Consider the following 24,476-nt stretch of genomic DNA (forward strand, 5'->3'; position numbering starts at 1 on the left):
GTTAGAGGCTGGCGGTCGCGTCTTCAGCGGCCTGGAGTTCCCTCATGAAACGACTGGCCCTGGCCATCACGTTGATCACTTCCGCGGCTTTGCTGTCGGGCTGCATCATCGTGCCACCCCGTCACGGCGGCTATCACGGCGGCGGTTACTACCAAGGTGGCGGCCACTACCAGAGCGGCCCCGTCTACGTGCCCGGGCCGCGGCGATGAAACGGCCTGCCCTGGCGCTGGCGCTCGCCTTCTCCGCGCTGCTGTCGGCCTGCATCGTCGTGCCCGCCCACCGCGGCGGCTACGTTACGGAGCCCGGCGTCGTCGTGGACATGCCTCCTCCGGCGCCCTATGCCGAGGTCGTGCCGGTCATGCCCTATCCGGGTGCCGTCTGGATCAACGGCTACTGGGGCTGGAGCGGCGGGCGCCACCAATGGGTGCCCGGCTACTACGACCGGCCACGGCCCGGGTATCGCTACGAGCCCAACCACTGGGAGAGCCGCGGCGGGCGCTGGCATCTGCGCATCGGCGGCTGGATCAGGCTCTGAGGCCCGCGCTCAGACGCGTTCGATGATGGTGGCGATGCCCATGCCGCCACCCACGCACAGCGTCACGGCGCCGGTCTGGAGATCGCGCCGCTCGAGTTCGTCGAGCAGCGTGCCCAGCAGCATGGCGCCGGTCGCGCCCAGTGGATGACCCAGCGCGATGGCGCCGCCGTTCACGTTGACGCGGTCCAGGTCCAGGCCGAGGTCGCGCGCGGTCTTCATCGGCACGGCGGCGAAGGCCTCGTTGATCTCCCACAGGTCGATGTCGCCCGCCTGCATGCCGGCCTGGCGCAGCGCCTTCTGACAGGCCGGCGTCGTGCCTGTCAGCATGAGGGTCGGCTCGCTGCCGGTCACGGCCGCGGCGCGGATGCGGGCACGCGGCCTGAGGCCGGCCGCTTCCCCGCCTGCTCTGGAGCCCACCAGCACCAGCGCGGCGCCGTCGACGATGCCGGATGAATTGCCTGCGTGGTGGCGGTGCTCGATGGCCGCGGCCTGCGGGTATTTCTTGAGGGCCAGGTCATCGAACCTGGTGCCCAGCTTGATGAAGGACGGGTTCAGCCCGGCCAGCGTCTCGGCAGTCGTCTGAGGCCGGATGGTCTCGTCCTCGGCCAGCAGCAGGGCGCCGGCTGCGTCATGCACCGGCACCAGTGCCTGCGCAAAGCGCCCTTCGGCGCGCGCCGCCGCCGCACGCCGATGGGAGCGCGCCGCATAGGCGTCCAGCTCCTCGCGCGTGAAGCCTTCCAGCGTCGCGATCAGGTCGGCGCTGATGCCCTGCGGCACGAAGCCGACGGCGTTGACGACGCGCTCGTCCAGCATCCAGGCGCCGCCGTCGCTGCCCATTGGTACGCGGCTCATGCTCTCCACGCCGCCGGCCACGACCAGGCGCTCGAAGCCGCTGGCCACCTTGGCCGCGGCGAGGTTGACGCTCTCCAGCCCCGACGCGCAAAAGCGCGACTGCGTGACGCCCGCGACGCGCTCGGCCCAGCCCGCGTCCAGCACGGCGATGCGGGCAATGTCCCCGCCCTGCTCGCCGATGGGCGTCACGCAGCCGAGCACGACGTCGTCCACCAGAGACGTGTCCAGCGGCGCGCGTTCGCGCAAGGCACGCAGCAAGGTGCGCACCAGCCAGATCGGCGTGGCCGCATGCAGCGAGCCCTCGGGCTTGCCCTTGCCGCGCGGCGTGCGGCAGTGGTCGTAGACGTAGGCGTCGAACATCTTGTGTCTCCTCACATGCTCCGGGAAGCCAGTTCTTTCATGATCTCGTTGGTGCCGCCGTAGATGCGCGTCACGCGTGCATCGGCCCACAGTTCGGCGATCGGCGTCTCCAGCATGTAACCATAGCCGCCGAACAGCTGCAGGCAGGCGTCGGTCAGGCGCGATGCCAAGTCGCTGCACCAGGCCTTCACCAGGGCGGCGCGCGCGGCGTCGAGCTCGCCTTTCAGGTGGGCGGCGATGGCCGCGTCGACGAGGGCGCGCGCGGCCAGCACATCGCTCTGGGCCTGGGCCAGCACGAAGCGGGTGTTCTGGAAGTTCCAGATCGGCTGGCCGAAGGCCTCGCGCTGCTTGGCGTAGGCGACGGTGTCGTCCAGCGCCCGTTCCATCATCGCGACGGCCTGGACGGCGATGACTAGGCGCTCCTGCGGCAACTCTCCCATCAACTGGCCAAAGGCCAGGCCTTCGCGCGCTCCGAGCAGGTTGGCCGCGGGCACGCGCAGCTCGTCGAAGAAGAGCTCGCTGGTGTCCTGCGCGTGAAGGCCGATCTTGTCCAGGCGCCGGCGTGTCAGGCCCGCCGTGCCGGCATCGATCTCGGCCACGAGCAGTGACAGGCCTCTGGCACCGGGCAGGTCATGCCCGTCGATGCCCGTGCGGCAGACGATGACGACGAGGTCGGCGTTCTGGCCGTTGGTGATGAAAGTCTTCTGGCCGCTGATGACGTAGTCGTCGCCGTCCCGGCGGGCGCGCGTGCGGATGGCCTGCAGGTCCGAGCCCGTGCCAGGCTCCGTCATCGCGATGGCGCCGACGTGCTCGCCGCTGGCGAGCCGCGGCAGCCAGCGGTGTTGCTGTGCGTCATTGCCGTGGCGCAGCAGATAGGGCGCGACGATGGCCGAGTGCACGCTGCCGCCGAAGCCGCCGAGGTTGGCGCGCGCGGCCTCCATGACGATGACGGCCTCGTGACCGAAGTCACCGCCGCTGCCGCCGAGTTGCTCCGGCATGGCCGCACACAGCAGGCCCTGGGCGCCGGCTTCGCGCCAGGTGTCGCGCTCCATCATGCCGGCGGCGCGCCAGCCCGCGGCGCGCGGCACCCAGCGCTCGGTGAAGAAGCGCGCGGCGCTGTCGCGCAGCAGGCGGTGCTCGGCGCTCATCCAGGGGGATTCGAACAGGGGCAGGGTCATGGCAGCGCGATGGGTCAGATTTGATGATGTCGGCGCAGGACGCTGCGGCTACATTCGCGCCTGCAATCCAACGGGGGGGTAGTCGTGAAGTGTCTTGTTCAGCTTGCAGGTGCCGTCTCGATGCTCGGCCTGCTGTCCGCCTGCGCGGTGCCGCAAACGCAGTCCGAGCAACTCGCGGCGGCCGATGGGCCGCAGGCCGACGTGGTCTGCTTCTTCGAGGCGGCCACAGGCACCAACCGCAAGGTGCGCCGCTGCATGAGCAAGGACGAGTACAACAAGGGCATGGACGCCGCGCAGCGCATGGCCGGTGAACTCAAGATCCCGCCGCCTCCGCCGCAATAAGCGCCGTCAGAGCCCCACCGCCGACTCCAGGGTTGCGATCTCCTCCTCGACGTAGGCGGCCAGGCGGCCGAGGTTGGGCAGGGCGTCGGTGGCGATCAGGCCAACGTAGAGCGTGCCCGCATAGCTGAACAGCGTGATGTTGAGCAGGTGGGTGGCCGGCAGCGTCGAGACCGGGTGCATCTCCAGCAGAGGTGCGCCCTTCAGGTAGAGGCGTTCGGCCGGGCCGGGCACGTTGGACACCAGCGTGTTGCCCATCGGCGTGATGACGTCGGCCAGCTTGAGCATGCCGGCGATCTGGCCGAGCAGGCCGGTGAGGATGGTGTAGGTCTCGACCGCCTCGGGCGCTACGGCGTCGATCATGGCGCGCACGTTGCGCAGTGAGTAGCCGACGTTGCGCAGTCGCACGTAGGCGTCGTCGGTGGGCGGGGAGAGGTCCACCAGGATGATGCCGATCTTGTTGCCGGCGGCCTTCTCGCCTTCGCGGCGCAGGTTGACAGGCATCTGGATGGTGATGGGCCGGTCCAGCGTGATGCCCTCGTCGGCCAGATAGCGGTGCATGGCGCCGTCCAGGCAGGTCAGGGCGACGTGGTTGAGCGTTGCACGTGACACCTTGCGGATGGCGTCGATGCGGGCCATGGGCACGGCCGCAGTGGCGAACTGGCGCCCGGGCGTGGCGTTGCCGGTGAAGGGCGTGTCGCCGCTGGCCATGAAGGGCAGGGCGATGGCGTTCTTGGTCAGCTTGACGGCTTCCAGCGCCAGCATGGCGGTGAGGCGCCCGATGCCAATTGCGCGCTTGCTGTTGGCGGTCAGCTGCTTCCAGACGGTGCCGGCGACGGCCTGGTCCAGCCGCTTCTTGCGCCCGTGGCTGCCGTGGCGGGTGTGGTCGATGGTCCAGACGGGCGTGACGGCGTCGTCGTCGGGCGTCGTGCGTAGCGACTCGACACCCCAGCGCGTCATCGTGATGCCATCGGCCACCGCGTGGTGCATCTTGTAGTAGATGGCGAACTGCCGGTCCCACAGGCCGGCGATGACGTGGACCTCCCACAGCGGCCGGCTGCGGTCCAGCACGGGCTCGTGCAGGCGGGCCGTCAGCGCGTACAGGGCCTCGCGGCCGTTGTGGCCGGCCTTCATCTTGTGGAAGAAGACATGCTGGGCCAGATCGACGCTCTCGGCCGTGTTCCAGCTGGGCATCAGCGTCGGCGACACGAAGTTGATGACCTGGTCAAAGGGCGGCTGCACGTCGGTGTGCGTCAGGAACTCCAGGTAGAGCTGCTTGGCGAAGTTGGCGCCGCCGCCCTTCGGAATCTGATGGATGTGCAGGCCGGCGACATGCTTGGGGCTGGCCTCGCTCTCGGCGATGAAGAAGGCGAGGTCGAGCAGGGAGAGTCGGCTCATGGGGGCTCTTGTCGTTCCGGGCGGCCCAGCATAGGCGTGCGCGCATGCCGGTCAAGGGCGGGGAATCACGCGTCGCCGCTGGACGCCTTCCTCTTGCCGCTGCGGCGCTCCTTGTCCGCCGCCTTCTCGGCCTCGCGCTGGGCTGCCTTGCTCGCCTCCTCGTCGGCCGCAGCCCGGTGCCAGGCCACCATCTCATCGGGTGTTTCCAGCGTGATGCGACCGAGCAATCCGCCCCGGAAGTCCATCAGCAGCGCCTCGGCCGCCTTGTGCATCTGCACCGTGCCGCCGCGGATCTTGGCGCCGCGCTTGATGCCGATGGCCTCCAGCACGGCGTCGTCGGCGCCCAGCTCGGCCAGGCCGTATCTCTGCTGCAGCCTGTCGGGGTAGCGGCGCTTGAGCACGGCGATCAACTCCAGCGCAACCTCCTCCTCGTCGAAGGCGTTGCGGCCGATCGCGCCGCTGGCGGCCAGGTGGTAGCCGCTCTGCTCGATGGCGATGCGTGGCCACAGCATGCCCGGCGTGTCGAACAGGTAGAAGCCGTTCTCCAGCACGATCTTCTGCTCGGTCTTCGTGATGCCGGGCTCGTCGCCCGTCTTGGCGGCTCGCTTGCCGACCAGGGTGTTGATCAAGGTGCTCTTGCCCACGTTGGGAATGCCACAGATCAGCACCCGCAGCGGCTTGTGCATGTCGCCCCGCAGCGGGGCCAGCTCGCGGCACGCGGCAATCAGGGCCCGGGCGGGCGAGCGGTCGCCGGCGTCCAGCGCAATCGCGCGGGTGTGCGGCTGGGCGTTGTAATGAACCAACCATTCGCCCGTGATCGCGGGGTCGGCAAGATCCTGCTTGTTCAGTACCTTCAGCGACGGGCGGCCCGTCGTCAGCGCGGCCAGCAGCGGGTTGCTACTGGAGCCCGGCAGGCGCGCGTCGAGCAGTTCGATGACCACGTCCAGCCCCGCCTTGACGCGATCCTTGATCGCCTGGCGGGTGGCGTTCATATGGCCGGGGAACCAGTTGATGGGCATGCGCTGACGTGTGGGGAAGCCGGGGGAGGGCGGATTGTCGGCGGCTTACATCCGGTTTCGGCGGTGCCGGCGGTCTCCCCCAAGATTTCAGGGTTGTCGTTGAGGTGAATATGAGATTCGAAGGAGTGCTGAGCGCCTGGAATCAGGAGGCCGGTTACGGCGCCATCTGCCCCTCCGGTGGGGGGGAAGAGGTCTTTGTCGGCCTGGCCGCGTTTCCGACCGACGGGGAAGGTCCCCGTCCTGACGAGCCCCTGAGCTTTGAAATTGTGACCGGGCGTGACGGTCGCAAGCAGGCGGTGAACCTGCGGCGGCTGTCGCGCTCACAGCTCAGCCCGGCCCTGCGCGAAGCGGCGGCCGGCGCCGGTGCGGCCCATGTCCGGGCCCGGCAGGCCCAGAGAAAACGGCGCCTGGGCCTTGCGGCCGGCGCCGTCATCGCGGTGATGCTGGTAGTGGGCGGGATGCGGTTCTGGCCGTCCCACAACAAGATGGGTGACGCACCGGCCGTGGCGCGGCGTTGATCCGGCGCGGTCCCTGCTGCCAGCGCGCCGGCAGGTCTTTCGCAGTCCGTTGCACAGGCCGCAGGGCCTGTTCGCGGAGCTTGTTCATGCCTGCGGCGTGCATGCCGCAGTCCTTCGTAGCGCATCAGGCAGCGCGCAGGCGCTGTCTTTTGTCGCTACTCAGTCCTCGTTCTTGAAGACGAGCTTGACTTCGTGGAAGCCCTTCTCGCCCGGCTCGAACTTCCACTCCATCAGCGCAGCCTTCACGGCTCGATCAAAGACGCGCTTGGGCTCGGCTTCGACGATCTCGACGTCGCTGACCTTGCCATCGGCCTCGATGGTCAGCTTGGCCTTGACGGAGCCCGTGGAGATGCCTTTCTTGGTGGCCTCCGCCGGGAACTCGGGCGGCACCTTCTTGACGATCTTGGGCGTGGCCTGGGCGGCCAGGGCCAGCATCAGGCTGGCGGCGAGGACGGTGGCGGAACGCAGGATGGACATGGCGACCTTCGAGAAGTGGGGAATGGGTTTCAGGCGGCGCGGAAGAAGCCGACGGCCTCGATGAGGCGGGTCGAGCTGTCGCGCAGCGCGTCGGCCGAGCGGCTGAGCTCGCCGACCAGGCTCGTGTTCTGCTGCGTGGCCTTGTCCAGCTCGTTCATCGCGCCGTTGACGACGCCCACGCCCGTGGCCTGCTCCTGGGCCGAGTGCGAGATCTCCTCGATCAGCTGGCCCATGTTGTTGACTTCGTCCACCACGCTGCGAATGGTCACGCCGGCGTTGTTGACGAGCGTGGTGCCGTTCTCGACCTTCACGGTCGATTCTTGGATCAGCACCTTGATTTCCTTGGCCGCGCCGGCCGAGCGCTGAGCCAGCGCGCGCACTTCGGCGGCCACCACCGCGAAGCCGCGGCCATGCTCGCCGGCGCGAGCAGCTTCCACGGCCGCGTTCAGCGCCAGGATGTTGGTCTGGAAGGCGATGCCGTCGATGACGCCGATGATGTCGCCGATCTTCTTGGAGCTGGCGCTGATCTCCTCCATGGTCTCGACGACCTTGGAGACGACGGCGCCGCCGTTGCTGGCCGACTGGCGGGCCGTCACGGCGATGCCGGCGGCGCGGCGGGTCAGGTCGCTGGCGCCCTTGAGCGTGGAGGCGATCTGCTCGACCGAGGCGGCCGTGTTCTGCAGGCTGGCAGCGGAGCGCGTGGTGCGCTCGGCGAGGTTGGAGTTGCTGTCGGCGATGGACCCGGAGTTCGACGCCACCTCGCTGGCGGCGGTCGACACGTCGCGCACGACGCCGGACAGGGCCGTCTGCATGTCCTTCATGGCCTGCAGCATCTGGCTCAGTTCATCGCGGCCCTCGACCTGGATGTCTTGCGTCAGGTCGCCGGCGGCGATGGCCTCGGCAGCCTGCTGGGCCTTGCGGGCCGGACCGACGATGGAGCGCGAGATGACGAGGAAGCCGCCGAAGCCCAGGGCCACCGCGACGATGACGAGCACGGCGGTCAGCATGACGGAGGAACGGGCCAGCTCGCCGCCCTTGACGGCGAGGTCCTTGCCGCTGTCGAACTGCATGTCGACCAGCTTCTTCAGGCCTTCCTGCAGCGCGGCCTGGGCGGGGCGCAGGTCGGTGATGAGGCTTTCGCGGGCCTCGTCGGGGCTGCCGTCGGCCTGTACCTTCTGGAACTTCTCGAGCGCGGTCAGGAACTTGGCCTTGCGCTCGCGGACCTCGGCGACGGCAGCCTTCTCGGTGTCGTCTGAGACGGCGCTCTCCAGTCCGGCAAGCTGCTTCTCTGCTTCTTCCAGGGCACCGGTGATGGCCGCCTTCTGCTTCTTGATCGCACCGGCCGTATCCAGCAGCAGCAGGTCGCGCACGGCGCGCGAGATGATGTTGACTTGACTCTCCAGCGCGTTGGCGGCGCCGATCTTCACCAGGCTGGAATTCGCGGTGCGATCCAGATCCTTGGCCAGACGGTTGGCATTGGACGCGCCGAAGACGCCGATGGCCACCAGCAGCACGATCAGCAGGCCAAAGCTCACGAATAGGCGCTGGCCAATGCGCAGTTGGGTCAGGAAGTTCATGCGGTTCAGGTCCTTGTCCGGTGATCTCGGGTATCGGCGGCGGATTGCCGCTCTTGATTCCAACGGTGACTGTAGGCCTCGCGGCCATTTTTTTTCGGCCATACCCAGGGGCCGGCGCGCAGTGTGTCGCGACCTGTGACCATTTGCGTCACGCCTGTGACAGGCTTGCGTGAAGTCGTTCACATGGGGCCCCGTGCCCGGGGGACGCCCGGTCAGCGCTGGGTGGCCGCGGCGCGCAGCCTCAGCACCTCGACCACGTCGATCTCGCCCGCCTGTTGGCCGAAGGACTGGCGCAGATGGCTGGCCAGCGCGGCCAGTTCATCGGCGTTCAGCAGGCCGGCGAAGGGGGGCATGCCGTAGGGCTGCGGATGGCCCGGCGTGGCCGGCCCGAAGCCGCCGCGCTCGATGAGGCGCACCAGGTTGGCCGCGCTCGCCTGGGTGACGAGACGGCTGCCGGCCAGGGCGGGGTAGGCCAGGGCGCCGCTGGTGTCGCGCCGACCCTCGCCCTGGGCGCCGTGGCAGCTCGCGCAGTGCTCGCGGTAGAGGCCGGCCCCGAGCTCGCGACGGCGGGCGTCCGGCCGGGCGGCTTCCGGGCGGGCCACGGTCTGCTCGGGCAGGCTGCGCAGATAGCCCGCCATTGCCGCCAGGTCGGCATCGTCCAGGGCGGCCGTGCTGCCGAGCACGACCTCGGCCATGGGCCCCTGGGCCACGTGGCCGTCAGCGTGGCCGTCGCGCAGCCAGCGCTGCAGCCGCTCGGCGGGCCAGCGCTGCACGCCGGCCTCGCCTGGATCGTGCAGGGAAGGCGCCGTCCAGCCCAGCCCGGCCAGCAGGCCGCCGCGGAAGTCGGCCGCGCCGCGGTCGCCGCCCAGGGCGTCGCGGCCGGCATGGCAGGCGCTGCAGTGGGTCAGTCCCTGGCTCAGGTAGGCGCCGCGGTTCCAGGCCGCGTCGCGGGCGGGGTCGGGCCGGTAGACGCCGGGCCGGAAGTTGAGCGCCCGCCAGGCGGCCAGGGCCAGCTGGGTGCCGTAGGGCCAGCGCAGCTCATGCGCGCGCCGCGCCGCCGCCGCGGGCGGCTGGGCCTGCAGCCAGGCATGCAGGGCGTCGGCGTCCTCGCGCGTGACGAGCGTGGTGTTCGTGATCGGGTGGGCGGGCACCAGCAGCCGGCCGTCGCGGCTGACGCCCAGGTGGAAGGCACGCCAGAAGTCGTCGGCGCTCCAGCCGGCGAGACCGGTCGCGTCGGGCGTCAGGTTGCTCGAAAACACCGTGCCGAAGGGCGTGGGGATGGCGCGGCCGCCGGCCAGGCGCGCGCCGCCGCGGGCGGTGTGGCAGCCGGCGCAGTTGCCTGCCGCCGCGAGATAGGCGCCGCGCTGCAGGTTGGCCGGGATGGAGGCGGGGGGTGTCGCGTCGTCGAGGCCGCGTTGCCAGGCCAGCAGCCCGACGCCCGCCGCCGCCAGCAGCGCTGCCAGGGCGACAAGGGCTATCAGCAGGCGCCTCATGGCGCCAGCCCGCCACAGCGCAGCGGCGCGGGCGCTGCCAGCGCAGGCGCTGGATGCGGGTCTGCCGGCATGGGGCGGCCGGCCAGGAACTGGGTGATCGCGTGGATCTCGGCCTCCGTGAGTGCCTTGGCGATGCCGGCCATGCAGTCCGGCGCCAACGCGCGCCGCTGCCCGCTGCGCCAGGCACCAAGCTGGCCGTTCAGGTAGTCGCGGGACAAGCCGAGCAGGCCGGGCACGCCGGGCTGTGTGCCGGTCAGGCGTTCGCCGTGGCAGGCCGTGCAGGCGGGCAGGCGGCGCGACGGGTCGCCGGCGCGGATCAGCTTCTCCGCGCGGGCCAGTTCGCCCGGGGGCAGAGTGGGTGTCTGCGGCGCCGGGTAGGGCAGGTCCAGCGATGCGAAGTGGCCGGCCAGATCCTTTAGATAGGTGTCGGACAGCGGGGCGATCAGCTCGCTCATCAGCCCGTAGTCGCGCCGGCCATCGCGGAAGTTCAGCAACTGGTTGTAGAGATACCCGGCCGGCTTGCCGGCCAGGCGTGGGTAGTAGCCGTCGGGCGCCGCGCGGCCCTCCTTGCCGTGGCAGCCGGTGCAGGCCAGCGCCCGCTGGGCCAGGGTGTCGGCAACGGGCTGGGCCTGCGCGACCGCCGTGGCGAGGTACAGCGCGGCGGCGGCGAGGCGGGTCGGACTAGTCTTCATGGCGGCTCATGCTGTCGCGATCGCGCTCGTAACGACTTGCCAGCGGGAACGGCGGCAGCCAGGATTCGCGGCGCAGCGTCCAGAGTTCATAGGTGGGCCTGAGCTGGTCGGGCACGTCCAGCGAACCGAGGTTCACCTCGATCTCGTCCGCCGAGCGCCCGAATACCGGCGAGCCGCAGCGCGGGCAGAAGTGCCGGCCAAGGTAGTCGCGGGTCTCGCCCTCGACGCTGACGGCCTGCTGCGGAAATATCGCCGAGGCATGGAACAAGGCTCCGTGGTGCTTGCGGCAGTCCAGGCAGTGGCACAGGCCGACCCGGTAGGGCCGCCCCGACGCCACGAAGCGGACATTGCCACACAGGCAGCCTCCGGTGAATCGGTCCATTCCGGGACTCCTAGCGCGCGCCGAAGATCGCGCTGCCCACGCGCACCATCGTGGAGCCGACCGCGATGGCATCCTCCAGATCGGCGCTCATGCCCAGGGACAGCGTGTCCAGCACCAGGCCCTGGGCCTGCAGGTCGCGGAACAACGCGGCCATGGCCCCGTGCTGTGCCAGTGCGCCGGGACCGGGCTCGGGCACGGCCATCAGGCCGCGCAGCGTCAGGCGCGGCAGGGCGGCCACCTGGCGGGCCAGCGGGGCGACGTCGGCCGGCAGCAGGCCGCTCTTGCTGGCTTCGCCGCTGATGTTGACCTGCAGGCAGACGTTGAGCGGCGGCAGGTCGGTCGGGCGTTGTTCCGACAGGCGCTCGGCGATCTTCAGCCTGTCCAGGCTTTGCACCCAGTCGAACTGCTCGGCGACGGGCCGGGTCTTGTTGGACTGCAGCGGGCCGATGAGGTGCCATTCGATCTGCGTGCGCAGATCGTTCAGCTCGCCGATCTTGGCCAGGCCTTCCTGGACGTAGTTTTCGCCGAAGGCACGGGCGCCGGCCGTGAAGGCCTCGCGCACCGCCGCGGCGGGGAAGGTCTTGCTGACGGTCAGCAGCTGTACCGCGTCGCGGGGACGGCCGGCTGAGACGCATGCCGCAGCGATGCGGTTTTTGGTGGCTTGAAGGGCCTCGTTGATCGCCATAATCAGCCGGGCTCTTCTATACGTACACCATGGACATCACCCAGCTGCTGGCATTCTCGGTCAAGAACAAGGCGTCGGACCTGCACCTCTCGGCGGGCCTGCCGCCGATGATCCGGGTGCACGGCGACGTGCGCCGCATCAACGTCGAGGCCCTGGACCACCGCGCGGTCCACGACATGGTCTACGACATCATGAACGACTCCCAGCGCAAGGTGTACGAGGAGACGCTGGAAGTCGACTTCTCCTTCGAGATCCAGGGCCTGGCGCGCTTTCGCGTCAATGCGTTCAACCAGAACCGCGGTGCCGGCGCCGTGTTCCGGACCATTCCGAGCAAGATCCTGAGCCTGGAGCAGCTGGCTGCGCCCAAGGTCTTTGCCGACCTGGCGCTCAAGCCCCGCGGCATGGTGCTGGTGACCGGCCCGACCGGCTCCGGCAAGAGCACGACTCTGGCGGCCATGATCAACCACCTCAACGAGAACGAGTACGGCCACATCCTCACCATCGAGGACCCGATCGAGTTCGTGCACGAGAGCAAGAAGAGCCTGATCAATCAGCGCGAGGTCGGCCCGCACACGCACTCGTTCTCCAACGCGCTGCGCTCGGCGCTGCGCGAAGACCCGGACTGCGTGCTCGTCGGCGAAATGCGCGACCTGGAAACCATCCGCCTCGCGCTGACGGCGGCCGAGACGGGCCACCTGGTGTTCGGCACGCTGCACACCTCGTCGGCAGCCAAGACGGTGGACCGCATCGTCGACGTCTTCCCTGCGGCCGAAAAGGAGATGGTGCGCGCGATGGTGTCCGAGTCCCTCGTGGCGGTCATCTCGCAGAGCCTTTGCAAGCTCAAGGACGGCACCGGCCGCGTCGCGGCGCACGAGATCATGCTGGGCACCTCGGCCATCCGCAACCTGATCCGCGAGAACAAGGTGGCGCAGATGTACTCGTCCATCCAGACCGGCAACTCGCAGGGCATGCAGACGCTGGACCAGAACCTCACCGATCTGGTGAGGCGCAACATCATTTCGCCCGCCGAGGCTCGTGCCAAGGCCAAGTTCCCGGAAAACTTCCCAGGATGAGATCCTGGAAATTTGACGTCACTCATGTGGCCCAGGCCAGGTGAGCGACGGCAAGACTCCCGCACTGAAAGCCAGCTATGGAACGCGACCAGGCCTCGAAATTCATCAACGACCTGCTGCGGCTGATGCTGTCGCGCAAGGGCTCCGACCTCTTCCTCACCGCCGAGTTTCCGCCCGCCATCAAGGTGGACGGCAAGCTCACCAAAGTCTCGCCACAGCCCCTGTCGGGCCAGCACACGCTGCAGCTGGCGCGGGCCATCATGAACGACAAGCAGGCAGCCGAGTTCGAGCGCAGCAAGGAGTGCAACTTCGCAATCTCGCCGCACGGCATCGGGCGCTTCCGCGTCAACGCCTTCCTGCAGCAGGGCCAGGTGGGCATGGTGCTGCGGACGATTCCGTCCACGCTGCCCACCATCACCTCGCTGGACCTGCCGCCCGTGCTGCGCGAAGTGGTGCAGCACAAGCGCGGCCTGGTCATCGTCGTGGGCGCCACCGGCTCGGGCAAGAGTACGTCGCTGGCCGCGATGATCGACGAGCGCAACGAGACGACCTACGGCCACATCGTGACCATCGAGGACCCGATCGAGTTCGTCCACCCGCACAAGAACTGCATCGTCACCCAGCGTGAGCTGGGCCTGGACACTGACAGCTGGGAGGCGGCGCTGAAGAACTCGCTGCGCCAGGCGCCCGACGTCATCCTGATGGGCGAGCTGCGCGACCGCGAGACGATGGAGCATGCCGTGGCCTTCGCCGAAACCGGCCACCTCTGCATGGCCACCCTGCACGCCAACAGCGCCAACCAGGCGCTGGACCGCATCATCAACTTCTTCCCCGAAGACCGCCGCCAGCAGCTGCTGATGGACCTGTCGCTCAATCTGCGTGCCCTCATCAGCCAGCGCCTGCTGCCGCGCCGCGAGGGCAAGGGGCGCGTGGCCGCTGTCGAGATCCTGCTGAATTCGCCGCTGATCTCCGACCTGATCTTCAAGGGGGAGATCAGCGAGATCAAGGAGCTGATGAAGCGCTCGCGCGAGCAGGGCATGCAGACTTTCGACCAGGCCTTGTTCGACCTGTATGAAGCCGGCAAGGTCACCTACGAAGACGCGTTGCGCAACGCCGACTCGGTCAACGACCTGCGCCTGCAGATCAAGCTCAACAGCGAGCGCGCCCGCAGCGGCGACCTGTCCACCGGCACCGAACACCTGACCATCCTCTGAACATGAGCACCCGCAGCTACGACTCCATCCCCCCTCGCCGTGTCGCCTTCCTGGGCCTGGGCGTCATGGGCCATCCCATGGCCGGCCACCTGGCGCGCGCCGGGCACCAGGTCACCGTCTACAACCGCACTACGGCCAAGGCCGAAGCCTGGGCCAAGGAATATGGCGGAGCCTTCGCGGCCACGCCGGCCGAGGCCGTCAAGGGCGCCGAATTCGTGTTCTGCTGCGTCGGCAACGACGATGACCTGCGCTCGGTCGTGCTGGGCGAGCAGGGTGCGTTTGCCGGCATGGCGGCGGGTGCGGTGTTCGTGGACCACACGACGGCGTCGGCCGAGGTGGCCCGCGAGCTGCACGCCGCAGGCGCGACGCGCGGCATCCCCTTCATCGACGCGCCCGTCTCGGGCGGTCAGGCCGGTGCCGTCAACGGCGCGCTCACGGTGATGTGCGGCGGCGACGCTGCCCCGTTCGATGCCATGAAGCCTCTTGCGCTGGCCTTCGCCAAGGCCGTCACGCTGCTGGGCGGGCCTGGCTCGGGGCAGCTTGCCAAGATGGTCAACCAGATCTGCATCGCCGGTGTCGTCCAGGGCCTGTCCGAGGCGGTGCGCTTCGGTCAGAACGCGGGCCTGGACATGGTTCAGGTGCTGGACGTCATCGGCAAGGGCGCGGCCCAGAGCTGGCAGATGGACAACCGCGGCAAGACCATGGTCGAGGGCAAGTTCGACTTCGGCTTCGCCGTGGACTGGATGCGCAAGGACCTGGGGCTCGTCCTCGACGAGGCCCGCCGCAACGGCTCGCGCCTGCCGGTGACGGCGCTGGTGGACCAGTTCTACGCCGACGTGCAGGCCATGGGCGGCACGCGTTGGGACACGTCCAGCCTCATCAAGCGGCTCTGAGCCGCTGGCTCACTGCTTCTTCGGGAGCAGCCGGGCCAGCTCGTCCTCGCTGATGATCTCGAAGGCCCGGATCACCTTCTTCACGCCGCCCACCTGACGTGCGATCTCGGTCGCGCGATGGGCCTCGCGCTCGGTCACGCGGCCCATCAGGAAGACCTCGCCGCGCTCGACGACGACGTAGAAGGCGTTGCTGAGCAGGTCGCGCGCATCGATGAACTGGGCCTTGACCTTGCCCTGGATGACGACGTCGTTGGAGCGTCCGCTCAGCGCGCTGTGCATCGTCACCGCCGCCTCGTTCATCACGCGGGTGACGTTCTCGACGCCGGCCACGATGCGCTCGACCTCGGCGCGATCGGCCTCGGTGCGGGCCTCGCCGGTGATCAGCGCGACGCGGTTGTAGCTGTTCACGTTGATGTGCACCTTGTCACCCAGCTGCTCGCGGATGCGGGCGCCGGCCTTGATCTCGATGGTCTCATCTTCTAGCTGGGTGGCCGAGGTGCGGCGGTCGGTGGCAACCTGAACGCCGCCCACCATTGCGCCACCGATCAGCAGCGGCGCACAGCCGGTGGCAAGGGTGCTGGCGAGGACGGCCGCGGCCAGGGTCAGGGAAAGTTTCTTCATCGGGATTCCATCGGAAAGGTTATTCGTCGCTGCCCAGCAGCTGGACGTCGACCGCGTCGACGAGGGCGTGCAGCAGCACGCGCTGCGCCTCGATAACGCGCGGCTCGCGCGCGTGGCTGACGCGGATCTGGATGTCGGTGTCCTGCAGCAGGCCGCGCCACTCGTCGGTCGCGCCGCCCGTCAGTGAGATGACGCTCATCTCCTGCGAATGCGCGACGGCCAGCGCGCCGGACCAGGCATCGCGCTGCTCGCGCAGCGGCTCGATCATGACGAGCACGTCGCCCGGGTGGCCGTGGGCCTGCAGCAGCCGGGCCAGGTCCAGGCCGGCGGCGTCGCGCGCCTGGGCGGCCAGGCTCCAGGCGGCTAGGCCGGGGCGCTCCTGCTCGAAGCGGCCGGCCAGGCGGGCGGCAAGGTAGTCGGCTTCCATGCTGGCCAGGCCCTGGCCGGCGCAGAGGATGCGGTTGCCGCCGGTAATGGCGTCCACCACCATCTGCGCGGCCATCGCCAGGGGGCGGGCCAGTTGCTCGGCGGCCTGGTAGAGCAGGTCGGCGCTCTCGAAGAACTGCTGCTGGATTCTTTGTTCGATCATGCGGCGCGAATCATAGTCAGCTCAAATCTAAGGGCCCTTGTAACCAGTTGAGTTCGGCGCCGTCGACGGCCACGACGTCGAAGCGGCACGGCGGCGGGCTGGCGTGGCGCGGCAGGTAGTGCCGGGCGGCGTGGATCAGGCGCTGCTGCTTGCGGGTGGTGATGCTGGCGGCCGCGCCGCCGTGCGAGGCGTCGGCGCAGCCCACACTTCCACTAAGACCTGCGTGCCGTCGTGGTCGGTCATGATGAGGTCCACGTCGCTGGCGCGCCGGCTGGGGCCGGCGGCGACTCGATAATTCCGCTCCAGAAGGCGCAGGCCCGCGCGTTGCAGGTGGCCAGCGCCGCATCTTCCGCGGCATCGCCAGACACCTTGGTTGCCGGTTTGGATCGAGAGCCCCAGTTGAACATTGCCATTTCGGATCAGTCCCTGCTGCGCCAGGCCGCTGCGGCCGCAGCCGGCGGCCAGCAGTATCCGGCCGCCACGCTCTATCTGGTCGCGACGCCGATCGGCAACCTGGCCGACCTGAGCCTGCGCGCCATCCATGCCTTGAGCCTGGCCGACGCGCTGGCCTGCGAGGACACCCGCCAGGGCGGGGCGCTGCTGCGCCACCTGGGCCTGCACAAGCCGCTGATCGCGCTGCACCAGCACAACGAGCGCGACGCCAGTGCCGCTGTGCTGGCGCGGCTGGCGGCGGGCGAGCGTGTGGCCTATGCCTCCGACGCCGGCACGCCGGCCATTTCCGACCCGGGGGCCGTGCTGGTACAGCAGGCGGCGGCCGCCGGCTACCGTGTGCTGCCGCTGCCAGGCCCGAGCAGTGCCGCCACGGCGCTCAGCGTGGCCGGCGACACGGCCGCCCAGGGCTTTGCCTTCGTCGGCTTCCTGCCCACCAAGGCCGGCGAGCGTCGCACCGCCTTGCAGGCCGTGTTGGACGTCGAGAGGCAGAGCCAGATCGTCTTCGAGGCACCGCACCGCATCGTCGAGCTGATTGCGCTGCTGGCCGAACTGGCGCCTGCCCGGCGCGTGACGGTCTGCCGCGAGCTGACCAAGCAGTTCGAAACCATCCACACGGCCGAGGCAGCGACGCTGCCTGCCTGGCTGGCGGCTGATGCGCAGCGCCAGCGCGGCGAGTTTGTTCTCGTGCTGCACGCGGTCAGTCCGCAGGCCGCCGCGAGCGATGAGTTGCCGGCCGAGGTGCTGCGCGTGCTGGCCCCCCTGGTGGCGGAGCTGCCGCTGAAGCAGGCCGTGGCGCTGGCCGTGCAGATCACCGGCGAGCCGCGCAACAGGCTCTATGACGCGGCACTGACGCTCAAGAACGCCGCGGGCGGCGACGCCTGAACCGCGCCGCCGCCCGCTGAGGCCCCGGAGGGCCATGGATCAGCTCGGCGCGCTGGCAGCGCGGGCGTTGTGGCGCTTGCGGTGGATGTCGCGGCTTGCGCCGTCCTGCATGGCCGTGATGTGGCGGCGCTCCTTGGCCGTCACCGTGCCATCCGCCTTGGCCTTGGCCTCGGCGTTGTCCACGCGGGCCTGCTCCTTTTCCAGGCGCTGGGTCTCGTGGGGTGTCAGGCTGCCGCTGGCGGCGCCCTGGGCGATGCGGGCCTGCTGGCGGGCCTCGCGCTTGTCGATGCGCGGCGTGTTCGTGCCGGGGGCGGAGGCTGCGGGAGCCTGGGCGAAGGCGCTCGCGCCGGCCAGGGTCAACAGGGCAATCAGGGTCTTGTGGGCGGTTTTCATCGAGGGCTCCTGGTGGGTGTCGGGTTGCAAGGCCCGTCCACAACGACGCCTTCGCCGACGCCGCCGACAGGGCGACGGTAAAGAAGCATGTCCATGTCTTGCATCCGCTGACGCCCGGCTTCCTAGAATCGGCCCATGATCGCCGTCGAACCCACCCTGGCCCGCCTGGCCACCGCCCGCTCGCAACTGCTGGAGCCCTTTGGCCTGACCGAGGCTGCGCTGTCGCAGGCCCTGCGCGTCATCACCGAGCACCGCGTCGACGATGCGGACCTCTACTTCCAGACCACCCGCGCCGAGGGCTGGAGCCTGGAGGAGGGCATCGTCAAGAGCGGGTCCTTCAGCATCGACCAGGGTGTCGGCGTGCGCGCCGTGGCCGGTGAGAAGACGGCGTTTGCCTACTCCGACGACATCTCGCTGGACTCCCTGCTGGATGCCGCCCGCACCGTGCGTACCATCGCCGCGGCGGGCCAGAGCCGCAAGGTCAAGGTGCCCTCGCAGGGCCGCGTGGCCGGCAGCCGCGAGCTGTACGGCGTGGCCGACCCCATCGCCAGCCTGGACAGTGCCGCCAAGGTGGCACTGCTGGAGCGCGCCGAAAAGATGGCGCGCGCCAAGGATCCGCGAGTCGCGCAGGTCATGGCCGGACTGGCCGCCGAGCACGAGGTGGTGCTGATCGCCCGCGCCGACGGCACGCTGGCGGCAGACGTGCGCCCGCTGGTACGCCTGTCCATCACGGTGATTGCCGAGAGCAACGGTCGCCGCGAGGTGGGCTCGGGCGGCGGCGGCGGCCGCTTCGGTCTGGCCTATTTCACCGACGAGATGATCGCGAGCTATGTCGAGCAGGCCGTGCATGCCGCGCTGACCAACCTGGAAAGCCGCCCGGCGCCCGCCGGCGAGATGACCGTCGTCGTCGGCCCGGGCTGGCCCGGCGTGCTGCTGCACGAGGCCGTGGGCCACGGGCTGGAGGGCGACTTCAACCGCAAGGGGTCGAGCGCATTCTCCGGCCGCATCGGCCAGCGCGTGGCGGCCAAGGGCGTGACGGTGCTGGACGACGGCACGCTGCCCGACCGCCGCGGCTCGCTCAACATCGACGACGAGGGCTGTGCCAGCCAGCGCAACGTGCTGATCGAGGACGGCATCCTGAAGGGCTACATCCAGGACGCGATGAATGCGCGGCTGATGAAGGTCGCGCCGACCGGCAACGGCCGTCGCGAGAGCTATGCCCACGTGCCCATGCCGCGCATGACCAACACCTACATGCTGGGCGGCAAGGACGACCCCAAGGAAATCGTCGCGTCGATCAAGAAGGGCCTGTACGCCACCAACTTCGGCGGCGGCCAGGTCGACATCACCAGCGGCAAGTTCGTGTTCTCGGCCAGCGAGGCCTACTGGGTGGAGAACGGCAAGATCCAGTACCCCGTCAAGGGCGCCACCATCATCGGCAACGGCCCGGACGCGCTGACCCGTGTCAGCATGATCGGCAATGACATGGCGCTGGACACCGGCGTCGGTGTCTGCGGCAAGGAAGGCCAGAGCGTGCCGGTTGGGGTGGGACAGCCGACGCTGCGCATTGACGGGTTGACGGTGGGCGGGACGGCCTGAGCTGCCGCTGAGGCCTGAGGGCGAAGCGATGGTGAGTGGCTCCTTCGCCGAGCTTGCCGACTACTTTCGCGTCGGACTGATTGCGGATCTGATCGACGAAGCCGAGGTTCGGCGTTGGGCATTCGGCGTGATAGAGCAAGAAGCGAATCCGCCCTTCGAGGTGATCGAGATTGCCTGGTGCAAAGAGCTCATCGCTTTGGTTGGAGCGTTGAGAGTCATGAGCGATGGTCTGGTCAACGGCAATGCGGGGGCATGGCTTTTGCATCGTCTCAGGTCGGAAGATGTTGAGACCGTTGACGCACTCCAAGGGACCATTCGTCGCGCGATGAATGCCTGTCGGCTCTCGAACATGCCCGACGAGCTTTACTACTTGTTCGATGAACTTGACGACAGCCTGTACTTGGCAAGAACGGGCGCTTGGGGTGAGGTCGATGAGGTGCGGCGCGATTTCCTGGCGGCACTGGATGCAAACGCCATCTCACCACCTGAGCCTTTAGCAACCGGTATCACGCTGACGCTGTGACTCTCGCGCTCAGCAGCGGCAGCCCGGCGATGCTGCCCTCCATCAGGTCGCCGGGTACCACCGGCCCGACGTTCTCCGGCGTGCCGCTGAAGATGATGTCGCCCGGCATCAGCTCGAAGGCCTCGGAGAGCTTGCTGATCTGCTCGGCCACGCTCCAGATCATCTGGTTGAGGTTGGCGTCCTGCTTTATCTGGCCGTTCACCTTCAGCGTGATTGCGCCAGCCGTGAAGTGGCCGACCTGGGCGACGCGGTGGATGGCCCCGATGGGCGCGGAGCGGTCAAAGCTCTTGCCGATCTCCCAGGGCTTCTTCTGGTCACCCATGCCGCGCTGCAGGTCGCGGCGGGTCATGTCCAGGCCGACGGCATAGCCGTAGACGAGCTCCAGCGCCTTGTCGACGGGGACGTCGCGACCGCCCTTGTGCAGGGCCGCGACCAGTTCCAGCTCGTAGTGGTAGTTCTTCGTGAGCGGCGGGTAGGGGTGGTCAGTCGTGCGGCCCGGCGCCACGAACTGCACCGCGTCGCTGGGCTTCTGGAAGAAGAAGGGCGGCTCGCGCGTGGGGTCGGAGCCCATCTCGCGGGCGTGGGCCGCGTAGTTGCGGCCGATGCAATAGATACGGCGCACGGGAAAGACCTGGTCGCTGCCGGCGATGGGTACTCCCGGCTGTGCGACCGTGAAGGGCGTGGTCGAGGCGGCTCTTGTGCTGGCGCAGCCGGCGGCCGCGAGGCCGGTGACGGCGGCGCCGAGGGCGTGGCGTCTTTGCATGGTGGGTCTCCGGGAGGGGCGTGCAGGCATTGACGGCCATGTATTGATCCGGGTCAAGCCGGGCTTGCCCGCTGCCGAAAGCTCGCCGCGGCGCCCGTGCTAGATTCCATCCCCATGTTCCGCGTCGCTTCCTACTTTCGCTTTTGGTTTTTTCCCTGCCCCGGCGGTGGAGAGATCTGAGCGCGCGCGCTGAACCCAGACTCCCCAGAAACCGCCGGGCCTCCAAAGCCCGGCGGTTTTTTGTTTTCTGAAAGGCCTTTTCCGTGAACGCCAAAGTCTCTTCCGTCGAACCCGAAGCCCAGCGCTGGTACTCCCAGGACGACAAGACCAGTGCCACAGATGACGAGCGCATCCTCGACATCACGCCGCTGCCCCCGCCCGAGCACCTGATCCGCTTCTTCCCCATCCGCGGCACGGCGATGGAAGGCCTGATCAGCCAAACCCGCCAGCGCATCCGCAAGATCATGAGCGGCGAGGACGACCGCCTGCTCGTCGTCATCGGCCCCTGCTCCATCCACGATCCGACGGCCGCCATCGAGTACGCCCGCAAGCTGAAAGAGCAGCGGGAGAAGTACGCCGACACGCTTGAGATCGTCATGCGCGTCTACTTCGAGAAACCGCGCACCACCGTGGGCTGGAAGGGGCTGATCAACGATCCCTACCTCGACGAGAGCTACCGCATCGACGAGGGCCTGCGCATCGCCCGCCAACTGCTGCTGGAGATCAACCGACTGGGCATGCCGGCGGGTTCCGAGTTCCTGGACGTCATCTCGCCGCAGTACATCGGCGACCTGATCGCCTGGGGCGCCATCGGCGCGCGCACGACAGAGAGCCAGGTGCACCGCGAGCTGGCCTCGGGTCTGTCAGCCCCGATCGGCTTCAAGAACGGCACCGACGGCAACATCAAGATCGCCACTGACGCCATCCAGGCCGCAGCGCGCGGCCACCACTTCCTGTCGGTCCACAAGAACGGCCAGGTTGCGATCGTCGAGACGCGCGGCAACGCCGACTGCCACGTCATCCTGCGCGGCGGCAAGGCGCCCAACTACGACGCCCAGCATGTCGCCGCCGCCTGCGCCGATCTGGACAAGGCCAAGCTGCCGCAGCGCCTGATGGTGGACTGCTCGCATGCCAACTCCAGCAAGCAGCACCAGCGCCAGCTGGACGTGGCTCGCGACATCGCCGGCCAGATGCGCGAGGGCAGCAAGAGCATCTTCGGCGTCATGGTGGAGAGCCACCTGAACGACGGCGCCCAGAAGTTCACGCCCGGCAAGGACGACCCGGCGGCGCTGGAATACGGCAAGAGCATCACCGACGCCTGCCTGGGCTGGGACGACTCGCTGGCGGTGCTGGACGTGCTGTCGCAAGCCGTCAAGGCGCGTCGCTGACACAATCCGGGCCATGCAAGCCCGGATCACCGTCATCTTCGGCAGCGCCGCGCCCATCGAGCTGCAGCTCGATGGCGCCGAGGTGCTGAGCTTCGACGCCGCGCGTCGCTGGCTGGACGAGGCCTTCGTCCGCCTGGAATGCGAGCCGCTGCGCGGCTCGGGCAAGGTGCTGCTGGCGGACAAGCTCATCCAGGTGGCCGCCGGCGCCGGCCCCAGCGGCTTTGCCGACGCGGCCTGGGCGCTGGACTACGCCCGCGCCGCCGCCGGCGCGCTGTCCAAGGCACTGATCAAGATCGACGTCCCTCGCCAGGCCGTCTCTTACTGACCTCTTGAACCTGTCCCACGCGGCCCCATCTGGGCCGCGTTTTCGTTTCACCGGAATCCCCATGAGAGCCAAGCAAACCCACGCCTTCCAGGCCGAAGTCAAGCAGATCCTGCATCTCGTCACGCACTCGCTGTACTCCAACAAGGAGATCTTCCTGCGCGAGCTGGTCAGCAATGCCAGCGATGCCTGCGACAAGCTGCGTTTCGAGGCCTTGGACAACGCCGCGCTGTTCGAGGACGCACCCAACCTGGAAGTGCGCGTCAGCTTCAACGAGGAAGCCAGGACGCTGACCATCAGCGACAACGGCATCGGCATGAGCGCCGACGAGGCGGCGTCGCACCTCGGCACCATCGCCAAGAGCGGCACGCGCGAGTTCATGGCCAAGCTCGAAGGCGACCAGAAGAAGGACGCCCAGCTCATCGGCCAGTTCGGCGTGGGCTTCTACTCGGGCTTCATCGTGGCCGACCGCATCACCGTCGAGACCCGCCGCGCCGGCTTGGCCCAGGACCAGGGCGTGCGCTGGAGCAGCGAGGGCACTGGCGAGTACGAGCTGGAAACCATCACCAAGGCCGGCCGTGGCACCGACGTCATCCTGCACCTGCGCGAGGGCGAGGAAGAGTTCCTGAAGACCTGGCGCGTCAAGTCCACCATCGCCAAGTACAGCGACCACATCTCCCTGCCCATCCTGATGAAGAAGGAGACCTGGGACGCGGAAGCCGCCAAGCAGGTCGTCACCGACGAGTGGGAGCCGGTCAACAAGGCCTCGGCGCTGTGGAGCCGCAGCAAGAGCGAAGTGACGAAGGAGCAGTACGAGGAGTTCTACAAGCAGATCAGCCACGACACGGAAGCACCGCTGGCCTACACGCACAACCGCGTCGAGGGCCGCAGCGAGTACACGCAGCTGCTCTACATCCCGGCCAAGGCACCCTTCGACCTGTGGAACCGTGACAAGCGCGGCGGCGTGAAGCTCTACGTGAAGCGCGTCTTCATCATGGACGACGCCGAGGCGCTGATGCCGGTCTACCTGCGCTTCGTCAAGGGCGTGATCGACTCGGCCGACCTGCCGCTGAACGTGAGCCGCGAGCTGCTGCAGGAAAGCCGCGACGTGAAGGCCATCCGCGAGGGTTCCACCAAGCGCGTGCTGGGCATGCTGGAGAGCCTGGCCAACAGCGAGGACGAAGCCGAGCGCGCCAGGTACGCGGCCTTCTGGACCGACTTTGGCCAGGTGCTGAAGGAAGGCATCGGTGAAGATCACGCCAACCAGGAGCGCTTGGCCAAGCTGTTCCGCTTCGCCTCCACGCATGCCGACAGCGGCGTCAGCCTGGCGGACTACCTGGGCCGCATGAAGGAAGGCCAGGACGTCATCTACTACATCACCGCCGACAGCCTGGCCGCCGCCAAGCACAGTCCGCAGCTGGAGATCTTCCGCAAGAAGGGCATCGAGGTACTGCTGCTGGTGGACCGCGTCGACGAGTGGATGCTGTCCCACCTTTACGAGTTCGAGGGCAAGCAGCTGCAGTCCGTCGCCAAGGGCGCCGTCGACCTGGGCAAGCTGCAGGATGAAGACGAGAAGAAGAAGGCCGAAGAGACGGCCGAGAGCCTGAAGCCGCTGATCGACAAGCTCAAGGAAGCGCTGAAAGACCGCGCCAAGGACGTGCGCGTGACGACCCGTCTCGTGGACTCGCCCGCCTGCATCGTCGTGGAAGAGGGCGACATGAGCGGCCACCTGGCGCGTCTGCTTAAGCAGGCCGGCCAGAACGCGCCCGAAAGCAAGCCGACGTTGGAGATCAACGCCGAGCATGCGTTGGTCAGGAAGCTCGACGCGAGTTCGACGTCTCAGGCCCACTTCGACGACCTGGCCCAGGTGCTGTTCGACCAGGCCGTGCTGGCCGAGGGGGGGCACCTGGAAGATCCGGCCGCCTATGTGCGGCGCGTCAACGCGCTGCTGGTCGGCTGACGTACCGAAGACCGTCATGAGCGGCAGGTAGGCTTCGCCGCCATGCGTTTGCCTGGCCTCCCTGTTGGCTGCCGCAGCCCTTTCGGGCTGCAGCAGCCTGCCGCCAACGCAGACCCTTCAGCTCGGCACCAGCCGCATCGTTTTTCTGCAGGTAGGTGCCGTGCCACCCCTGCACCATCGCCCGGGAACTGCACCTCGCGCTGCAGTTCATCGGCTTGAGGCCGCCGTTCGTGCTGCTCGGCACGCTATCGGGGGCCTCCACCCATACGCCTGAGCCAGGGTCTACCACGCCGAGGTC

General features: G+C 68.5%; 27 protein-coding genes and 1 pseudogene. 13 read left to right on the forward strand and 15 right to left on the reverse strand.

Annotated elements, in window-relative coordinates; all coding sequences use genetic code 11:
* The first annotated feature begins 44 nt into the window (after nt 1–44).
* Nucleotides 45–209 carry a hypothetical protein gene (locus AC07VX_RS13935; protein WP_493165321.1) on the forward strand — a complete coding sequence of 55 codons (165 nt, stop codon included), beginning with the start codon at nt 45–47 and terminating at the stop codon, nt 207–209.
* On the forward strand, nt 206–535 hold the full coding sequence (locus AC07VX_RS13940) for a hypothetical protein (RefSeq protein ID WP_493165322.1): 330 nt from the start codon (nt 206–208) through the stop codon (nt 533–535). The genes AC07VX_RS13935 and AC07VX_RS13940 overlap by 4 nt, the downstream gene beginning before the upstream one ends.
* 9 nt (nt 536–544) lie before the next feature.
* Here AC07VX_RS13940 and AC07VX_RS13945 read toward each other — a convergent pair whose 3' ends face one another.
* Together AC07VX_RS13945 and AC07VX_RS13950 are read right to left on the reverse strand one after the other, a co-directional pair.
* Nucleotides 545–1,747, reverse strand: coding sequence for an acetyl-CoA C-acetyltransferase (locus AC07VX_RS13945; protein WP_493165323.1), 1,203 nt, complete (start codon nt 1,745–1,747; stop codon nt 545–547).
* A gap of 11 nt (nt 1,748–1,758) precedes the next feature.
* Nucleotides 1,759–2,925: an acyl-CoA dehydrogenase family protein gene (locus tag AC07VX_RS13950; protein ID WP_493165324.1), complete on the reverse strand. Its 1,167-nt coding sequence runs from the start codon at nt 2,923–2,925 to the stop codon at nt 1,759–1,761.
* A 120-nt stretch (nt 2,926–3,045) separates the two neighbouring features.
* Between AC07VX_RS13950 and AC07VX_RS13955 the strand changes: the two genes are divergently transcribed.
* A complete protein-coding gene (locus AC07VX_RS13955; RefSeq protein WP_493165325.1) occupies nt 3,046–3,267 on the forward strand; it encodes a hypothetical protein in 222 nt (73 codons plus the stop codon).
* A gap of 6 nt (nt 3,268–3,273) precedes the next feature.
* On the opposite strand, the gene AC07VX_RS13960 is transcribed toward AC07VX_RS13955, so the two are convergent.
* Both AC07VX_RS13960 and ylqF read right to left on the reverse strand, forming a co-directional pair.
* A complete protein-coding gene (locus AC07VX_RS13960; RefSeq protein ID WP_493165326.1) occupies nt 3,274–4,662 on the reverse strand; it encodes a wax ester/triacylglycerol synthase domain-containing protein in 1,389 nt (462 codons plus the stop codon).
* A gap of 65 nt (nt 4,663–4,727) precedes the next feature.
* A complete protein-coding gene (gene ylqF / locus AC07VX_RS13965) occupies nt 4,728–5,681 on the reverse strand; it encodes a ribosome biogenesis GTPase YlqF (RefSeq protein WP_493165327.1) in 954 nt (317 codons plus the stop codon).
* Nucleotides 5,682–5,791: 110 nt separating this feature from the next.
* On the opposite strand from ylqF, the gene AC07VX_RS13970 reads away from it, so the two are divergent.
* Nucleotides 5,792–6,199 (forward strand): cold-shock protein, encoded by a 408-nt coding sequence (locus tag AC07VX_RS13970; RefSeq protein ID WP_493165328.1) that lies wholly within the window; start codon nt 5,792–5,794, stop codon nt 6,197–6,199.
* A gap of 159 nt (nt 6,200–6,358) precedes the next feature.
* On the opposite strand, the gene AC07VX_RS13975 is transcribed toward AC07VX_RS13970, so the two are convergent.
* From AC07VX_RS13975 to AC07VX_RS14000, 6 genes are all read right to left on the reverse strand, one after another.
* The gene (locus AC07VX_RS13975) at nt 6,359–6,676 is read right to left on the reverse strand and encodes an energy transducer TonB (protein WP_493165329.1); all 318 of its coding nucleotides are present in this window, start codon (nt 6,674–6,676) and stop codon (nt 6,359–6,361) included.
* A gap of 29 nt (nt 6,677–6,705) precedes the next feature.
* Nucleotides 6,706–8,253: a methyl-accepting chemotaxis protein gene (locus AC07VX_RS13980; RefSeq protein ID WP_493165330.1), complete on the reverse strand. Its 1,548-nt coding sequence runs from the start codon at nt 8,251–8,253 to the stop codon at nt 6,706–6,708.
* 212 nt (nt 8,254–8,465) lie between these two features.
* Nucleotides 8,466–9,746, reverse strand: a complete 1,281-nt coding sequence (locus AC07VX_RS13985; protein ID WP_493165331.1) for a c-type cytochrome — start codon at nt 9,744–9,746, stop codon at nt 8,466–8,468.
* Nucleotides 9,743–10,438 carry a c-type cytochrome gene (locus tag AC07VX_RS13990; protein ID WP_493165332.1) on the reverse strand — a complete coding sequence of 232 codons (696 nt, stop codon included), beginning with the start codon at nt 10,436–10,438 and terminating at the stop codon, nt 9,743–9,745. Before AC07VX_RS13990 ends, AC07VX_RS13985 begins: the two co-directional genes overlap by 4 nt.
* Nucleotides 10,428–10,820, reverse strand: coding sequence for a GFA family protein (locus AC07VX_RS13995; RefSeq protein ID WP_493165333.1), 393 nt, complete (start codon nt 10,818–10,820; stop codon nt 10,428–10,430). Before AC07VX_RS13995 ends, AC07VX_RS13990 begins: the two co-directional genes overlap by 11 nt.
* 10 nt (nt 10,821–10,830) lie before the next feature.
* Entirely contained in the window at nt 10,831–11,505 is a 675-nt protein-coding gene (locus AC07VX_RS14000; protein WP_493165334.1) for a YggS family pyridoxal phosphate-dependent enzyme, read from the reverse strand.
* A 29-nt stretch (nt 11,506–11,534) separates the two neighbouring features.
* Here AC07VX_RS14000 and AC07VX_RS14005 point away from each other — a divergent pair, with 29 nt between their 5' ends.
* From AC07VX_RS14005 to AC07VX_RS14015, 3 genes are all read left to right on the forward strand, one after another.
* Nucleotides 11,535–12,578, forward strand: coding sequence for a type IV pilus twitching motility protein PilT (locus AC07VX_RS14005; protein ID WP_310329499.1), 1,044 nt, complete (start codon nt 11,535–11,537; stop codon nt 12,576–12,578).
* A gap of 77 nt (nt 12,579–12,655) precedes the next feature.
* On the forward strand, nt 12,656–13,792 hold the full coding sequence (locus AC07VX_RS14010) for a PilT/PilU family type 4a pilus ATPase (protein ID WP_493165335.1): 1,137 nt from the start codon (nt 12,656–12,658) through the stop codon (nt 13,790–13,792).
* Between the two features lie 2 nt (nt 13,793–13,794).
* Complete coding sequence (locus AC07VX_RS14015; protein ID WP_493165336.1) at nt 13,795–14,685, forward strand: NAD(P)-dependent oxidoreductase; 891 nt, start codon at nt 13,795–13,797, stop codon at nt 14,683–14,685.
* A gap of 9 nt (nt 14,686–14,694) precedes the next feature.
* Here AC07VX_RS14015 and AC07VX_RS14020 read toward each other — a convergent pair whose 3' ends face one another.
* The 3 genes and pseudogenes from AC07VX_RS14020 to AC07VX_RS14030 form a co-directional block, all read right to left on the reverse strand.
* Nucleotides 14,695–15,306, reverse strand: a complete 612-nt coding sequence (locus tag AC07VX_RS14020) for a BON domain-containing protein (RefSeq protein WP_493165337.1) — start codon at nt 15,304–15,306, stop codon at nt 14,695–14,697.
* A 19-nt stretch (nt 15,307–15,325) separates the two neighbouring features.
* Nucleotides 15,326–15,895: an SIS domain-containing protein gene (locus tag AC07VX_RS14025; RefSeq protein WP_493165338.1), complete on the reverse strand. Its 570-nt coding sequence runs from the start codon at nt 15,893–15,895 to the stop codon at nt 15,326–15,328.
* A gap of 16 nt (nt 15,896–15,911) precedes the next feature.
* Nucleotides 15,912–16,302: pseudogene (locus tag AC07VX_RS14030) on the reverse strand (YraN family protein).
* Between AC07VX_RS14030 and rsmI the strand changes: the two are divergent.
* Nucleotides 16,301–17,230 carry a 16S rRNA (cytidine(1402)-2'-O)-methyltransferase gene (rsmI, locus tag AC07VX_RS14035; protein WP_493165482.1) on the forward strand — a complete coding sequence of 310 codons (930 nt, stop codon included), beginning with the start codon at nt 16,301–16,303 and terminating at the stop codon, nt 17,228–17,230. The pseudogene AC07VX_RS14030 and the gene rsmI sit on opposite strands and share 2 nt — an antisense overlap.
* A 39-nt stretch (nt 17,231–17,269) precedes the next feature.
* Here rsmI and AC07VX_RS14040 read toward each other — a convergent pair whose 3' ends face one another.
* The gene (locus AC07VX_RS14040; RefSeq protein ID WP_493165339.1) at nt 17,270–17,623 is read right to left on the reverse strand and encodes a hypothetical protein; all 354 of its coding nucleotides are present in this window, start codon (nt 17,621–17,623) and stop codon (nt 17,270–17,272) included.
* A 135-nt stretch (nt 17,624–17,758) separates the two neighbouring features.
* Between AC07VX_RS14040 and tldD the strand changes: the two genes are divergently transcribed.
* A complete protein-coding gene (tldD, locus tag AC07VX_RS14045; protein ID WP_493165340.1) occupies nt 17,759–19,222 on the forward strand; it encodes a metalloprotease TldD in 1,464 nt (487 codons plus the stop codon).
* Between the two features lie 31 nt (nt 19,223–19,253).
* Nucleotides 19,254–19,745 carry a hypothetical protein gene (locus AC07VX_RS14050; protein WP_493165341.1) on the forward strand — a complete coding sequence of 164 codons (492 nt, stop codon included), beginning with the start codon at nt 19,254–19,256 and terminating at the stop codon, nt 19,743–19,745.
* Here the strand turns inward: AC07VX_RS14050 and AC07VX_RS14055 are convergent.
* A complete protein-coding gene (locus tag AC07VX_RS14055; protein WP_493165342.1) occupies nt 19,729–20,508 on the reverse strand; it encodes a fumarylacetoacetate hydrolase family protein in 780 nt (259 codons plus the stop codon). The genes AC07VX_RS14050 and AC07VX_RS14055 overlap by 17 nt on opposite strands.
* 263 nt (nt 20,509–20,771) lie before the next feature.
* Between AC07VX_RS14055 and AC07VX_RS14060 the strand changes: the two genes are divergently transcribed.
* The 3 genes from AC07VX_RS14060 (at nt 20,772) to htpG (ending at nt 24,178) form a co-directional block, all read left to right on the forward strand.
* Nucleotides 20,772–21,896 (forward strand): 3-deoxy-7-phosphoheptulonate synthase, encoded by a 1,125-nt coding sequence (locus AC07VX_RS14060; RefSeq protein WP_493165343.1) that lies wholly within the window; start codon nt 20,772–20,774, stop codon nt 21,894–21,896.
* Nucleotides 21,897–21,909: 13 nt separating this feature from the next.
* Nucleotides 21,910–22,221, forward strand: a complete 312-nt coding sequence (locus AC07VX_RS14065) for a hypothetical protein (protein WP_493165344.1) — start codon at nt 21,910–21,912, stop codon at nt 22,219–22,221.
* 61 nt (nt 22,222–22,282) lie between these two features.
* Nucleotides 22,283–24,178 carry a molecular chaperone HtpG gene (gene htpG / locus AC07VX_RS14070; protein WP_493165345.1) on the forward strand — a complete coding sequence of 632 codons (1,896 nt, stop codon included), beginning with the start codon at nt 22,283–22,285 and terminating at the stop codon, nt 24,176–24,178.
* Nucleotides 24,179–24,476 lie beyond the last annotated feature (298 nt).

The organism is Roseateles sp. GW821-FHT03B02 (assembly GCF_059421025.1).

What these genes read in the sequence shown, in the direction of transcription:
- AC07VX_RS13935 (WP_493165321.1), top strand. Translation starts at nt 45, where the DNA reads ATGAAACGACTGGCCCTGGCCATCACGTTGATCACTTCCGCGGCTTTG.
- AC07VX_RS13940 (WP_493165322.1), top strand. Translation starts at nt 206, where the DNA reads ATGAAACGGCCTGCCCTGGCGCTGGCGCTCGCCTTCTCCGCGCTGCTG.
- AC07VX_RS13945 (WP_493165323.1), bottom strand. Translation starts at nt 1,747, where the DNA reads ATGTTCGACGCCTACGTCTACGACCACTGCCGCACGCCGCGCGGCAAG.
- AC07VX_RS13950 (WP_493165324.1), bottom strand. Translation starts at nt 2,925, where the DNA reads ATGACCCTGCCCCTGTTCGAATCCCCCTGGATGAGCGCCGAGCACCGC.
- AC07VX_RS13955 (WP_493165325.1), top strand. Translation starts at nt 3,046, where the DNA reads ATGCTCGGCCTGCTGTCCGCCTGCGCGGTGCCGCAAACGCAGTCCGAG.
- AC07VX_RS13960 (WP_493165326.1), bottom strand. Translation starts at nt 4,662, where the DNA reads ATGAGCCGACTCTCCCTGCTCGACCTCGCCTTCTTCATCGCCGAGAGC.
- ylqF (WP_493165327.1), bottom strand. Translation starts at nt 5,681, where the DNA reads ATGCCCATCAACTGGTTCCCCGGCCATATGAACGCCACCCGCCAGGCG.
- AC07VX_RS13970 (WP_493165328.1), top strand. Translation starts at nt 5,792, where the DNA reads ATGAGATTCGAAGGAGTGCTGAGCGCCTGGAATCAGGAGGCCGGTTAC.
- AC07VX_RS13975 (WP_493165329.1), bottom strand. Translation starts at nt 6,676, where the DNA reads ATGTCCATCCTGCGTTCCGCCACCGTCCTCGCCGCCAGCCTGATGCTG.
- AC07VX_RS13980 (WP_493165330.1), bottom strand. Translation starts at nt 8,253, where the DNA reads ATGAACTTCCTGACCCAACTGCGCATTGGCCAGCGCCTATTCGTGAGC.
- AC07VX_RS13985 (WP_493165331.1), bottom strand. Translation starts at nt 9,746, where the DNA reads ATGAGGCGCCTGCTGATAGCCCTTGTCGCCCTGGCAGCGCTGCTGGCG.
- AC07VX_RS13990 (WP_493165332.1), bottom strand. Translation starts at nt 10,438, where the DNA reads ATGAAGACTAGTCCGACCCGCCTCGCCGCCGCCGCGCTGTACCTCGCC.
- AC07VX_RS13995 (WP_493165333.1), bottom strand. Translation starts at nt 10,820, where the DNA reads ATGGACCGATTCACCGGAGGCTGCCTGTGTGGCAATGTCCGCTTCGTG.
- AC07VX_RS14000 (WP_493165334.1), bottom strand. Translation starts at nt 11,505, where the DNA reads ATGGCGATCAACGAGGCCCTTCAAGCCACCAAAAACCGCATCGCTGCG.
- AC07VX_RS14005 (WP_310329499.1), top strand. Translation starts at nt 11,535, where the DNA reads ATGGACATCACCCAGCTGCTGGCATTCTCGGTCAAGAACAAGGCGTCG.
- AC07VX_RS14010 (WP_493165335.1), top strand. Translation starts at nt 12,656, where the DNA reads ATGGAACGCGACCAGGCCTCGAAATTCATCAACGACCTGCTGCGGCTG.
- AC07VX_RS14015 (WP_493165336.1), top strand. Translation starts at nt 13,795, where the DNA reads ATGAGCACCCGCAGCTACGACTCCATCCCCCCTCGCCGTGTCGCCTTC.
- AC07VX_RS14020 (WP_493165337.1), bottom strand. Translation starts at nt 15,306, where the DNA reads ATGAAGAAACTTTCCCTGACCCTGGCCGCGGCCGTCCTCGCCAGCACC.
- AC07VX_RS14025 (WP_493165338.1), bottom strand. Translation starts at nt 15,895, where the DNA reads ATGATCGAACAAAGAATCCAGCAGCAGTTCTTCGAGAGCGCCGACCTG.
- AC07VX_RS14040 (WP_493165339.1), bottom strand. Translation starts at nt 17,623, where the DNA reads ATGAAAACCGCCCACAAGACCCTGATTGCCCTGTTGACCCTGGCCGGC.
- tldD (WP_493165340.1), top strand. Translation starts at nt 17,759, where the DNA reads ATGATCGCCGTCGAACCCACCCTGGCCCGCCTGGCCACCGCCCGCTCG.
- AC07VX_RS14055 (WP_493165342.1), bottom strand. Translation starts at nt 20,508, where the DNA reads ATGCAAAGACGCCACGCCCTCGGCGCCGCCGTCACCGGCCTCGCGGCC.
- AC07VX_RS14065 (WP_493165344.1), top strand. Translation starts at nt 21,910, where the DNA reads ATGCAAGCCCGGATCACCGTCATCTTCGGCAGCGCCGCGCCCATCGAG.
- htpG (WP_493165345.1), top strand. Translation starts at nt 22,283, where the DNA reads ATGAGAGCCAAGCAAACCCACGCCTTCCAGGCCGAAGTCAAGCAGATC.